Source organism: Nocardia salmonicida NBRC 13393, assembly GCF_001613085.1.
GTDB lineage: Bacteria > Actinomycetota > Actinomycetes > Mycobacteriales > Mycobacteriaceae > Nocardia > Nocardia salmonicida.
Window position 1 is genome coordinate 118,520 of sequence record NZ_BDBR01000032.1, and the last position, 11,494, is coordinate 130,013.

The 11,494-nt window shown below is 65.3% G+C and carries 12 protein-coding genes and 1 pseudogene; 3 read left to right on the forward strand and 10 right to left on the reverse strand.

From position 1 onward, the window contains the following. Positions 1–83 precede the first annotated feature (83 nt). Together NS1_RS27095 and NS1_RS27100 are read left to right on the forward strand one after the other, a co-directional pair. The gene (locus NS1_RS27095) at positions 84–1,127 is read left to right on the forward strand and encodes an APC family permease (protein ID WP_373864367.1); all 1,044 of its coding nucleotides are present in this window, start codon (positions 84–86) and stop codon (positions 1,125–1,127) included. Further along, positions 1,124–1,573 (forward strand): hypothetical protein, encoded by a 450-nt coding sequence (locus tag NS1_RS27100; RefSeq protein WP_062988937.1) that lies wholly within the window; start codon positions 1,124–1,126, stop codon positions 1,571–1,573. Before NS1_RS27095 ends, NS1_RS27100 begins: the two co-directional genes overlap by 4 nt. Before the next feature lie 12 nt (positions 1,574–1,585). Here the strand turns inward: NS1_RS27100 and NS1_RS27105 are convergent, their stop codons facing one another. The 8 genes from NS1_RS27105 to NS1_RS27145 form a co-directional block, all read right to left on the reverse strand. After that, on the reverse strand, positions 1,586–2,869 hold the full coding sequence (locus NS1_RS27105; RefSeq protein WP_255284706.1) for an APC family permease: 1,284 nt from the start codon (positions 2,867–2,869) through the stop codon (positions 1,586–1,588). Between the two features lie 1,080 nt (positions 2,870–3,949). Then, complete coding sequence (locus NS1_RS27115) at positions 3,950–4,789, reverse strand: SAM-dependent methyltransferase (protein WP_062988943.1); 840 nt, start codon at positions 4,787–4,789, stop codon at positions 3,950–3,952. A 285-nt stretch (positions 4,790–5,074) separates the two neighbouring features. Next, a complete protein-coding gene (locus NS1_RS27120; protein WP_062988944.1) occupies positions 5,075–5,383 on the reverse strand; it encodes a hypothetical protein in 309 nt (102 codons plus the stop codon). A 569-nt stretch (positions 5,384–5,952) separates the two neighbouring features. Beyond that, on the reverse strand, positions 5,953–6,405 hold the full coding sequence (locus tag NS1_RS27125; protein WP_157125395.1) for a DNA-directed RNA polymerase subunit beta: 453 nt from the start codon (positions 6,403–6,405) through the stop codon (positions 5,953–5,955). Between the two features lie 45 nt (positions 6,406–6,450). Then, entirely contained in the window at positions 6,451–7,176 is a 726-nt protein-coding gene (locus tag NS1_RS27130) for a class I SAM-dependent methyltransferase (protein WP_062988948.1), read from the reverse strand. Next, entirely contained in the window at positions 7,173–7,853 is a 681-nt protein-coding gene (locus NS1_RS27135; protein ID WP_062988950.1) for a B3/B4 domain-containing protein, read from the reverse strand. The genes NS1_RS27130 and NS1_RS27135 overlap by 4 nt, the downstream gene beginning before the upstream one ends. After that, positions 7,850–8,146, reverse strand: a complete 297-nt coding sequence (locus NS1_RS40965) for a hypothetical protein (protein ID WP_062988952.1) — start codon at positions 8,144–8,146, stop codon at positions 7,850–7,852. The genes NS1_RS27135 and NS1_RS40965 overlap by 4 nt, the downstream gene beginning before the upstream one ends. Then, entirely contained in the window at positions 8,146–8,469 is a 324-nt protein-coding gene (locus tag NS1_RS27145) for a hypothetical protein (RefSeq protein WP_062988954.1), read from the reverse strand. Before NS1_RS27145 ends, NS1_RS40965 begins: the two co-directional genes overlap by 1 nt. A gap of 169 nt (positions 8,470–8,638) precedes the next feature. Here NS1_RS27145 and NS1_RS27150 point away from each other — a divergent pair, with 169 nt between their 5' ends. Beyond that, positions 8,639–9,856, forward strand: coding sequence for a helix-turn-helix domain-containing protein (locus NS1_RS27150; RefSeq protein WP_063816273.1), 1,218 nt, complete (start codon positions 8,639–8,641; stop codon positions 9,854–9,856). On the opposite strand, the gene NS1_RS27155 is transcribed toward NS1_RS27150, so the two are convergent. After that, the gene (locus NS1_RS27155; protein ID WP_062988958.1) at positions 9,853–10,161 is read right to left on the reverse strand and encodes a putative quinol monooxygenase; all 309 of its coding nucleotides are present in this window, start codon (positions 10,159–10,161) and stop codon (positions 9,853–9,855) included. The two genes, NS1_RS27150 and NS1_RS27155, sit on opposite strands and share 4 nt — an antisense overlap. Before the next feature lie 114 nt (positions 10,162–10,275). Next, positions 10,276–11,494 (reverse strand): annotated as a pseudogene (locus NS1_RS40970) (MobF family relaxase); the annotation flags it as partial.

The following is an 11,494-nucleotide window of genomic DNA, read 5'->3' on the forward strand; positions in this document are numbered from 1 at the left end:
CAGCCTGCTCGGCTATGTCGCCAGCACCCTGGCCTACGTGATCAATCCGCCTGGCCAGCAACGGCGTCTGGACTGCCGCGGTCATCATGGTCGCCTACTGGGCGGGGGTCTTCATCTCCTCGCGCGGCACCCAGGGCGTCGCGGGATTGGCCAGTGGCGGTTTGATCATCGGCACCCTGGTCCCCGGTGCGTTGCTGGTGATCCTCGGCGTCGTCTTCCTCGGCCAAGGCAACTCCTCGGCTGCCCCGATGTCGGCCGATCACCTGCTGCCCGCCTGGGCCGGAATCGCCAGCCTGGTGCTGATCGTGAACAACTTCCTGTCGTACTCGGGGATGGAGATGAACGCCGTCCACGTCTCCTCCTTGCGCAAACCGGCCAAAGAATTCCCGAAGGCGATGTTCCTGTCGATGGGATTGGTGCTACTGATCTTCATCCTGCCCGCCCTGGCGATCAGCTGGGTGGTGCCCGCCGAACAACTGTCCTTGACCGCCGGGGTGATGCAGGCATTCGACGCCGTGTTCGCCCAATTCGGTTGGCAGTGGCTGACTCCGGTGATCGGAATCATGCTGGTGATCGCGTCGCTCGGTGGCATGCTCACCTGGCTCGCAGGCCCGTCGAAGGGCTTGTTGCTGATATCTCGGCAAGAGGGCTACCTGCCGCCGTTCCTGCAGCGGGTCAACAAGCGCGGTGTGCAACAGAACATTCTCGTCGCCCAAGGTTTGGTGACCACGGTGATCGCGCTGCTGTACGCGTTCATCCCGGACGTTTCGAGCACGTACTGGATCTTCTCGGTGATCACCACGCAGGTGTATCTGATCATGTATCTGCTGATGTTCGTCGCCGCGGTCCGGCTGCGCCGCAAGTTCCCCGATCACCCTCGCGGTTACCGGGCGCCGATGCTCGTCGGGCTCTGCGGTGTCGGCTTCGCCGCCTCCTTGGCAGCACTGCTGATCGGCTTCGTCCCTCCGTCTCAATTCGGCGGCGGTAACGCCGGGACCTACTTCGTGATCGTCGCGGCAGGCGCTCTCGGCCTCGGGCTGCTCGTCCCATTCCTGTTCTACCGCTTACGCAAACCCTCCTGGAAGCAACCCGAACCATCGCAGCAGGCAGAGGGGAGTGCGTCATGACCACCGACACCGAATCCGTCGGCAACAGTCGCGAGCGCACGATCATCTACAGCGTCGTCGCGATCACCTTCGCAATCCTGCTGATCGTTGCCCTGATCGCCTATTCGGCGGCGGCGTCCAACTCCCGAGCCGAGGCGAAAGCCGACCAGCTCATCGTGGCGCTCGAACAAGCCGGGGTAGCGCATCCGCCGGCTCAGGAGCGCATCGTCCGTGTCCTGGGGGAGGACGGTGGGGCGATCTGCGCTGATCCGAACTCCGCGCTGACCCGCGCCACCCTGCTGTCGCAGCTGGCCAACGGAGCGGGTGGGCCCGGCACCCGCCCAGTGATCGTCGACGAGCGAGTCATCGAAGGTCAGCGGCTGATCCTGCAGATCTACTGCCCCGAGCATCTAGCCGATTTCCAGCAATTCGCCGATGATCTCCACACCAGCGACGTGGCAAGGTGATCGACGAGCAGGTCAGGCGCTCTGTTCTGAGCTCGCGATTCGTGCACGGCGCGCCCGTATACGGGACCAGATCAGTTCGAGCCCGACAGCTATGCCCAGTGTCGCGACCATCGCGGCGAACGTCTGTGGGGCGGTCCGCAGAGTCTGGACCGCGAATACGGCGAGCACGATCGCGGTCGAGGCGATCCCGGCGACGAGAAGCGGTGTAGCCGCCGCGATGTCCTTGCGGAGCCGGAAGGCGCCGATGGATGTGACGAGGAAGATCGCCAAGGCCACCACGCTTCCGAGTGAGGCGATCGCGCTCAGATCCACACACAACGCCAGCAGAAGGACGAGCATCGCCGAGATTGTCAGTCCGCGGGTGCCGCCGAGCCGAGCGGGTCGACCGAACACCGGCGGAAACGTTCCGGATTCAGCGAGTTTCGCGGTCGAGCCGACCGCGGCGTAGATGTTGGCGTTCACCGAGGACGAGGTGGCCAGCAGAGCGGCCAGAGCCATGATCGCGAAACCGGCCTCGCCGAGCGCGGGTTTGGCTGCCACCGCGAGGGCGGTTTCGCCGTTGGCGACGACCTCGTCGACTGTCAGCGTCCCGAAGACGCCGAGGGAGATGAGGACGTACAGGCTTACGGTGATGCCCAACGACAGGTACATCGCCCGGGGCAGGTTGCGCTGCGGATCGGGAAGATCACCGCCGGTGAAGCTGACGACCGTGAACCCCAGATACGCGAAGAAGGTCAGCGCCACACTCGAGACGATGTCGACCGTCGGCGGGTACGTGGACGGCGCCAAAAGGGCGGGCTCGATCTGGGCGAGGGTGACCACGACGAAGACCGCGAACACAGCCAGCAGGATCAGCACGATGACGGTCTGAACCCGGCCGATGACACTGGACCCGGCGATATTGACCGCGGCCACGAGCACGATCACCGCCGCGGTGAGGACCTTGGCCCACACGTCGGAATCGCCGAAGAACAGGGCGGCACCGTAACTGCCGAACGACACGGCGACCATCGCGGTGACGATGACAGCCGCGAAATACAGCAGCCAGGAGGCGACGGCAGTGATGTGCCCACGGCCGTAGGCCTGCAACAAGAAGGTGACGATGCCACCCGAGGACGGGTATCGCGCACCGAGTTTAGCCACCGCGTACCCCTGCAAGGTGGCGATGATCCCCGCCAGCAAGAACGACAGCCACACTGCCGACCCGGCCACCGCGCCCGCCTCGCCGAGCAGAGCGAAGATGCCTGCCCCTACCATCGAACCGACACCGAGGAATGCGGCACCGCGCACGGTCATCGACCGGCCCCGCGCCTCGTCAGAAGTCTCGCCGCGATTTCCCGGCGATCGGGGAGCACTGTCGGCCATATCTTTATGGTCCGCCGGTGCGGCTACCGGCCGGTCTCGGTGCGGTCACCGAACAAGCTCACTACTACGGTAGGGGCTTCGATTGGCGCCGCGGTTTTGGCGTCCCGGTCGCGGGCACTTTGCCGGGTATCACCACGGCCGAGGACTCCGAGTACACAGGACCGTTCCACGCGTCGCCGAAGTACATAGTGCACCCTGACCATTTGAGGAAGGGCATCGGTTGCACGCTGGTGTCCGCCGTGCTGGCGTATTCCGAGCTTGCCGAGGTCAGGTGTTCGTCGCAGGGGTCGACAGCGAGAACACCGGTACCTGCGCCGTGTCCGAGGGTGCGGAGTGCATCGCCGAACGGGATGCGCCGACCACTGGTCTGGGCACGGATGTACCGGTACACCCGCGATGTGGGGCCGCGCAGATAGGCGGGTGGGCGGCCGAGGAATTGCCCGCGCGGGCGTACGCCATGAGCGACCGCGAGGCCGCTCCGGCTCGTCTCGGTCATCCTCAAGTTGACGGCGAGCACACTATTGCCGAGACGGTAGCTGCTTCAGTTTTGGCCGACGATCCGCGTGCCAGTCGCCGCTTTCCGGTAGTCCCGCAGCCCATGCCGTAGTGCTTGTCCGATGGTTTGGGCCGTGTCGCGCTGTCCATCCACCAGATGGGTGTAGACGTCGAGGGTGGTCGTGTTGTTTTTTGTGTCGCATGCGCCGGGTCGCGTCCGCCAAACTGTAGGCGTCGTCCGCCAACAGCGACCCGGGCAAGTGGCGCAGCGAGTGAAAGCCCATCTGCTGGCGCATCTTTCCGTCGGGCCCGACGGCACCAACTTCCGCTGGCTCTCCGCCCATTTCCGGCACTGCTGCGTAAACACGGCCCCGCAAAGCCATTTGGGACACGCGCCCGCCTGAACGACTCGCTCCGATCTCGACGAACTTGCCGGTTGTCCGTCTTTCGAGCTGACCTACCAGCCAGTCCACGACCCAGGGATCGACCGGGATCTGTCTGATCGCCGGGATCGGCTCAGGTCCGGCACCGTTGGCCGATCGCTGCGTAAGCGCTCAGATCCCACGCCGCGCGATGGCGGGGCGCGGTAGCCGACACCTGCCGAACTACATCCCCGTCACCGCCGTCGTTGTCGTCGTTGGTGGTGGGTGCCCACCGATGCGGGGCGATCAGACCGGGTTCGAGGAGTTGGTACCCGGCGAGCATGGCCGTGATCTCGTCTCGCCCGCGTGGGTGATACGGGATGCCCGCACGGCGCAGGGTTTCGGCGGCGGCCTGGATGTGCTGGGGGTAGAACTCGTCGGTGATGTGGGTGAGCACGAGCCATGTCCCGACCGGGAGTCGGTCGGTCAACGCCGCGAGTACGGCTGGGGCGTCGGGAATCCATTCCGCGGTGCCCGACACACACACCGCCAACGGTGCCGACATGTCCATCACCGTGGTGATATCGCCCAGGATCATGTCGGTGTCGGTGAAGTCGGTGTCGGTGAAGAAACGGGTAGGCGGTTCGTGCAACATCGCGCGACCATGAGTAGCCGCGACGATGTCGGAGTCGACATACAACGTCCGCGCGGTATCGCTGCGTCGTTCGGCGATGTCGTGGATGTTCGGGACGTGAGGCACGCCGCACCCGAGTTCGACGAACTGAGACACCACGTGATGGTCGGACAGGTATTCGACCGCGCGTCGGGTGAAGCGGCGGGATTCGGTGAGCGCGGACCTGATCGTGCTGCTCGACAGGGCCTCGGCTAGCGCCTCGTCGGGTTCGTAGTGGTCTTTCCCGCCGAGGAACGCGCTGTGCAGGCGTGCGGGGGTGGGCTGGTACGGGTCGATCAGGTTCGGTGGGCGGGTGGTCATAGTCGGGGGCTCCTGCCGCATCTGCGACGGAAGGTCCCCGACCAACTCGAGGGCCCGTGGCGAGGGGCGCACGGTGTGGGCGTTGGTCGGGGACCTTCCAGTGATACCAGTCATGTGGGTGGTGTGGGTGCTCCCGGAGGCCGGTTGACCGGCCTCCGGGAGCGTTCCCCACTCTCGAACCGGCGCGGCTCGGGGGTCGCTGGTGTGGTTCGAGGTATTCAGGTGGTCTTGCGGGTCGCGACCGCGCTCGTAGCGGATGGCGTAACACATTGTGGTGCAACGGGATTAGTGGTCTAGTAGTTCGTATCCGGCGTCGAGGTTGTTTGCGGCTTCGCGGCCTTTATCGGTGAGTACGTGTTTGCGGTTGGTGCGGTTGGTGCGGTTGGTGCCGAGGATGACGTAGCCGGTCTCGCTGCGGTCCTGGGTGAGGTAGCCGTGTCGGAGGAACCAGGCGAAGGCTTGCGAGCCGCTGTTACGGCGTGGCATTTCGAGCTGTTGGTAGAGGCGTTCTGCCCATTGGGGTTCGCCGTCGCGCACCGCTTCGAGGATCGCTCGTTGGATAGCGGTCCAGGGTTTGCGGGCATGGGTGCTCACGGTGCGGCTGTCTCCGTTTCTCCGGTTGGTCGCGAAGGAAGTTGGATGGCCCCGGAAATCGCGACATAGTCGGGGATTCGATTCCGGGGCCGCCCTCTCGCGGCGGGACCGGTGAGGCACTGGGAGGCTGACCGGGCGCGTCGAGAGCATTCGGTTGGTCGGGGAATATGCGGCGTTCACACGGTCAGGGCAGCAGGAAAAGCCGCTCGTTTGGGAGCCTCGGGAGCCCGGCACAGTGACGGGAATCGACAGCGACGGTGCAGGGGCGGCGGGCGGCCACGTCTTGTACGAACACCAGTGCCGCAGTTAAGCAAGCGGCGAAATCAATACGCACACCGGCAATTTGGATCGTGAGATGGATATCGGGCTCGTCGGGACAGGGTGACTGGCCACCGGGGTTAATCGCGGGTGCTGCCCAGGCAAGCAAGCCCGTGGGTATCGGACCGCCACGACCAGAGCTTGCGGCAAATCGCGCCGCGTCGGCGAATCTGCGGTGACCTCGAGCGGGGTCGTGTGCAAGCAGATCGGTATTCGGGTGTGGCACGCGGTCGGCGTCCTTCCGGGCGAGGTCAGTAGGGGCCGTGGGAGCGCGGCTTGGCCGCGTCGAGGACGTGGCGGACGCAGGCCAGGACCGTGGACCCGGACGGCCGGAAAGGGGTGGTCGCGGGGACTATCCAGGTTCGGTGGGCGTGGTGGTCTGGGCTCGGGGTCGGCAACACGATGTTGCCGTCGCGGATCACGACCACGTGCGCGCGCCAGAGTTCGGCGAGCGCGGCGGGGTCGCCGATCGGGCGCATGTCGGCAGTGCGGACGAGGTAGGACCATGCTCGTGCGCGGGGGTGGCCGATGGTCGGGCATGGTCCGACGTTGCGGCGGTGCAACTCGACTTTGACTCGTTGGGCGAGGTCGGTCGGCATCATGACCGCGCCGGTCGATCCGGCCGTTATCATGATCTGCCCTGTGACGGTGTCGACGAAGGTCGGCAGGCTACAGATTCGCCGGTAGAACATGCTGCGGGTCAATGGCGAATCTTGTAGGGAGGCAGAGGGTTTCGCGTATGTCATCGCTCACCCCTCGGGTGAGGTGGAAGGGGTCGCGGTGGCGATAGCGACGATGCGGTGGATGTCGGTGACTTCGCATCCGAAACCGGCGGCCTCGAGTAGGTCGGTGAGTTCACCGACTGTGAGCGGCCATTCGCCGTAGGTGGAGAGCAGCCCGACCGCCTCGGTGTGGGGCAGGTGCGGGTAGAACGTGTCGGCCACTGCCGCGCGCATCGCTTCGACCGATAGAGGCGGGTCGGGTTGGATCTGGTCGGCCAAAATCAACATGCCGTCGTCGCCGAGCACGCGCCGCAACTCCGTCAGCACCGCCAACTGTTGGGTGGGCGGTACGTGATGGAGGGTGAACGTCGACACGACCAGATCGAACCCGCCGTCATCGAACGGCAAAGCACACAGGTCGGCGTAGACGAACGACAACGATCCCCGCGCTTTGTGGGGTGCGTGGACTCTGGCTTGGTGCAGCATCGCCGGTGACAGGTCGCAACCGACGATGTCGGACTCGGGGTGTAGACCCTGGATCAGTCGCGCCATGGTCCGGCCGCTGCCGGTCCCCGCGTCCAGAGCGGTACATGGCCCGGTGGGCAACTGCCGTGAGATCTGGTCCAACACCTGTTCGCGCACGGGGGCTTGGGTGAAGTCGGTGTCGAACCCGTTCGCGCGGCGGTCCCAGTGGGCCTCGCGCGCTTCGATTCCCGGATCGGTGGTCGGGGTGGTGTCGTATTCGGTACTCATGGCTGGGCCTCGAGATCGATCGGTGGCTGTGCGCCGAGGTGTTGGGCCAGCAGGGCCGCGAGTCGGTCTCTGGCGGTGGTGAGGTCGGCGCTGTCGCGGCCGGGGCCTGCGTGGATGATGAACAGGGCGTCGCTGGTCTGCGGGGTGGCTTTGGACTTCTCGCACTGGCGGACTTCCAGTCGACACAGCACGTCGTCGTGATCGAGGTAGGCGTATTCCCCGGCGGGCACCGGTACCGGGTCGGTGGCACCGAGGGGAATGAATCGTTCATGTCCGGTCGTCATCGCCAACCGCACACCACCGGCGATCGATGCCAGATCGTGCGCGCCGAAAGCGAACCGGGTTTCCGCCGAGACCAGGTTGTAGATATCGACAAGCGGATTGATACGGGGCAACCGTCCGGCGCGGTGCAGCAACCGCAACAGTGTTTCCGGTGCGGCGATTTCGCTTTTGGCGGCCTTGCCGACCTGGGCGTGTACTGCGCGGAAGGCTTTGAATTCGGGTTCGGTCTTGAGGGTCTTCGGGTCGGTCGCAGTGAGTATGGACTTTTCCGAGGTCTCGATTTCGTGGTTGAGTGCCGGGCTGGTCTCTGCTGGCACGGTGATACCGGGAACGATGAACGCGATGGCTTGGATGCCGAGATCGCTGACTTGTTGATCGATGCTGAACGACTTCATCTTGTCTCCTCGTTGGTTGGGTGAAATGCGTTGCGGGGGTTGACCAATCGCTGGTCGCGTGGCCCTGATGCATCGTCTGTGGGTGTGGCGGGCGCTGTTGTGAGCCATCCGGCTTCGCGCATCGCGTCGAGCGTTCCGAGTAGTTCAGGCACTGACGGGGACGTGGGCGAGGCAGGAATGTAGCTCATCGCGCGGCCTGCCTTATCGAACGGTTTGGGCGTTGCCGCGTCGACTGTGGCGGCGGTGTCGGAATGGAGCACGGTCTGTTCGCGTGCCAGGTCTTCGTCGTTCATCAGATCCCGCCCGGTTCGAGCTGCCCGGTCGATTGGCTTGGGGACATGATCCCGCGCTCCACCAACAGCGCGAACGCACACCGTTTCGCCGGGCACCCTTCTCGGTTGCAGACCCGATGTTGCCGCATCAGAATGCGGGCATAGTCGACCGTGATCGGTCCGCGTGGTGCCGCATGGTCCAGGACCGGCGACGGGCGGCCCTCGTCTTCGTGCTCACTATTGATACGGTCCATGATTTCCTGCACCGTGACCGCGTTCGCGGCGGTGCGCGGCTCCGGCATACGCTGCCGCTCCAGCTCCTGAATTTCGCGCTGTAACCACATGGTGACCTCCCGAGTCCTGTGGTGCTCGTAAGCCCCTACGGCGGCGCAATGTGTGATGAAAGCAGCCCGCCGTGGAGGTAAAACCATGATGTCTCAGCGCAAAAGCCTGAAGGGACAAGAAATTTGCTCCTTGTAGCCATACGTTTGGCCCCTCGTGCACACTTGACGTGTGGTAGCACCCCAGGTTGACAGGACCGCATTTGCTGCGCGGCTCAAAGAGGCTCGGAGGCTGGGCGGATACACCCAAAAGGCGTTAGCCCCGGTCGCTCACGTGTCGCTCTCGCTGCTGAAAAAGGTGGAGCGTGGAACCGCGAACCCGACACCGGCGTTTATTTCGGCCGTTGCGGGCGCGCTCCGCGTCGCACCCACTCACCTCACCGGGCAGCCCTACGCGCCTGTCGAACCCGAAGACGCCGAAGCGCATTCGGCTGTGGCCGTGCTGCGCATCGAGCTAGCCGCCTACGATCTCGACAACGAACGTGTGATCGAACCTCGCCCGGTCGCCGAATTGGAACCCGTTGTCGCTCAGGTGTGCAAATGGCGGCGCGCGGCCAGCTTTCATAAGCTCGGCGATGCGCTACCCGCCCTCCTCGGCGAACTCCGCGCTGCGGTGCATCGTTGGTCGGGCTCGGACCGAGACCGGGCGTTGGTGATGTTGTGCGAGTGCTTCTACTCGGCGCATTCGCTCGCCTACAAGCTGGGGTACAGCGACCTGTCCGCCCTCGCCGTCGACCGGATTGGTTGGGCGGCAGGCGAAGCAGGCGACCCGCTGTGGTTGGCGGTGGCGCAGTTCCAGCGTGGCGCGATGCTCACCAGCGGCGGCGACTGGAACGCTGCTCTCCAATTCCTCGAACGATCCCGCGCCCAGATCGAACCCCGGTTGGGTGTCGGCCACCGTAGCGACCTCATCGCTTGGGGTGGCTTGCACCTGCAATCGGGTTTAGCCGCTGCACGGTCAGGGCGTCGTGACCTCGCTGACGACCACCTCAGCGAAGCGACCGCGACCGCGCTGCGGCTAGGCGACGACCGGGACCATATCCTGTCGTTCGGTCCGACGAACACTGGCATCTGGGGAGTGGCGCTCGCTGTGGAGGCGATGGAAAGCGCAACAGCTTTGGACCGTGCACGGTCGCTGGTGATTCCAGCGGGGTCGCCGTCGGAGAGGGTGGGGCACCACTACATCGACTTGGGGCGGGCGTTCCTGTTGCATGGTGATCAGCGGCGGGCGTTCGATGCGTTGCAGACGGCGCGGAGGATCGCACCGGCGCAGACCCGTTATAACCCGATGGTGCGGGAGACGACGCGGCAGATCGCGCGGGCCGATGCGCGCACGGTAGACAGCGTGCATGGGTTCGCGGTGTGGTTGGGGATCGCGGACCGGATCTAGGCAGGTAGACCTTTTGCGGGGCTGTCGTTGAGGAACTCGACGCGGGCTGACGCAACGTATTCGTTGCGGTTGTCGAGGAATGCGCGGGTGTGTGGCTGGCGTTCGTGTTCCTCGAACGCTTCACGGTCGCGGTAGACCTCGTAGAACAGGCGCGACAGCGGGGCGTCGGCTACGCGGTGTGTGGAGTAGACGAGGGTGCCGGGCTCATGTTTGACGATCTGGGCGACGAGCTCGGAAACGGTGACGTCGAAGGCGTCGGCGGCGGCCTGGTCGTGGAGGTCGAATCGGACGACGAGTGCGAACATGTCCCGACGGTAACGCAATCGAGTTGGTGACATGCATCTTTGGATGTGGGCCCTGGTCCACTGAGGGGCGGAACTCCGACTAAACGCCAGCAAGTTCGAGCATCTCGCGGTGGATTACAAGTCGACTTCGTAGCCGGTGTCGGGTTCCCAACCGGTGGGTTCGAACTCGTCGGCGGTGCTATCGGCCTCGGGCCATTCGGCATATGTGCTGCCGAGCGCGGCGTCTACGGCGTTGGTAATGGTTCGCGCTTGTGGGTCGGTTTCGTGGGCGTGTTCGGTCGGGTCGGTTCCGGCGTGGGTGGTGTCGTCATCGGGTGCGACGGCAGCAAGGTCGGTGTCGGCGATTTCCAGGCGCGCCCAGAGTGCGGCGGCGGGCATCTCGTCGGGTAGTGGGCGGGCGCCGGCGGCATCGGTGAGTTGGTGTTCTATGTCGAGGCCGGCTCGGGCGGCGGCGTCGATGTTGGTGGCGATGATCGGCCAGGTGGGGTCGGTGCTGATGCGGGGGTCGATGCGGTCGACTGTGGCGGCCCATCGGTGCTGCGGTAGGCGGGTATTGCCGTCTACTTCGAGGATGCGGCGGTGCAATTGTTGTTGGTGCGCGCGTTCGATCGCGATGTATCGGGCGGGTCCGGTCGGGCGGGGGTCGGACTCCGGGACGTGCAACCCGGCACGCCAAATGGCAAGGTCGGCAACGAGTTCGGGATCGGTACCGAGTAGCGGTCGCGCCCATTTCGGGGCGGTTGCGGTGGTCCAGGCGCGGGCGGTGTCGCTGATCTGTCGGGCGAGTTCGGCCACGATCCGTTCGCGCGCCTGCACGGGGGCGGTCTCTGCGTCGACGGCAGGGGCCTCGGTAGGTAGTCGTGGTGTCCACGCCAACGGTCCGGGTCCGGCGGAATGGTTGCCGCTCGGGTCCAGTCGCCAGTCCAGTACGGCGGCGGGATCTGTCACGGTGTCGAGTTCGCGGGCGGCGATCGCGGTGCGGAGTTCGGTGACCGGGTCGGCACCGGACAGGGCGAGCATCGCCAGGTGTTGGCGTAGGACCGAGTAGGCGGGGCTGTCGGTCAGTCCCGGTACGAGTCGTTCGGCTACGCGGTCGATGGTGTCGAGTCGTGTTGTGCCGATAGCGTTTTCGGCGGTCATGCCGAGTGTGTCGAGATAGATATCGACCGCTCGCCCGATCCGGCGTGCGGGGTCGAGCGCGTCACGGAGTTCGGTGTGAGCGGAGGTGCGCGCGCCGTCGCGGTCCAACACGTGGTGCAAGTGCTCGACTGCGGAACGTGGATAGTGGGCGGGTACGGTGTAGATATCGCCTTCGTCGCCGTCCAGCGCGGTA

Excerpts from the sequence above, each read along its gene's own strand:
- NS1_RS27100 (WP_062988937.1), top strand. The coding sequence starts at position 1,124 with ATGACCACCGACACCGAATCCGTCGGCAACAGTCGCGAGCGCACGATC.
- NS1_RS27105 (WP_255284706.1), bottom strand. The coding sequence starts at position 2,869 with ATGACCGTGCGCGGTGCCGCATTCCTCGGTGTCGGTTCGATGGTAGGG.
- NS1_RS27115 (WP_062988943.1), bottom strand. The coding sequence starts at position 4,789 with ATGACCACCCGCCCACCGAACCTGATCGACCCGTACCAGCCCACCCCC.
- NS1_RS27130 (WP_062988948.1), bottom strand. The coding sequence starts at position 7,176 with ATGAGTACCGAATACGACACCACCCCGACCACCGATCCGGGAATCGAA.
- NS1_RS27135 (WP_062988950.1), bottom strand. The coding sequence starts at position 7,853 with ATGAAGTCGTTCAGCATCGATCAACAAGTCAGCGATCTCGGCATCCAA.
- NS1_RS40965 (WP_062988952.1), bottom strand. The coding sequence starts at position 8,146 with ATGAACGACGAAGACCTGGCACGCGAACAGACCGTGCTCCATTCCGAC.
- NS1_RS27145 (WP_062988954.1), bottom strand. The coding sequence starts at position 8,469 with ATGTGGTTACAGCGCGAAATTCAGGAGCTGGAGCGGCAGCGTATGCCG.
- NS1_RS27155 (WP_062988958.1), bottom strand. The coding sequence starts at position 10,161 with ATGTTCGCACTCGTCGTCCGATTCGACCTCCACGACCAGGCCGCCGCC.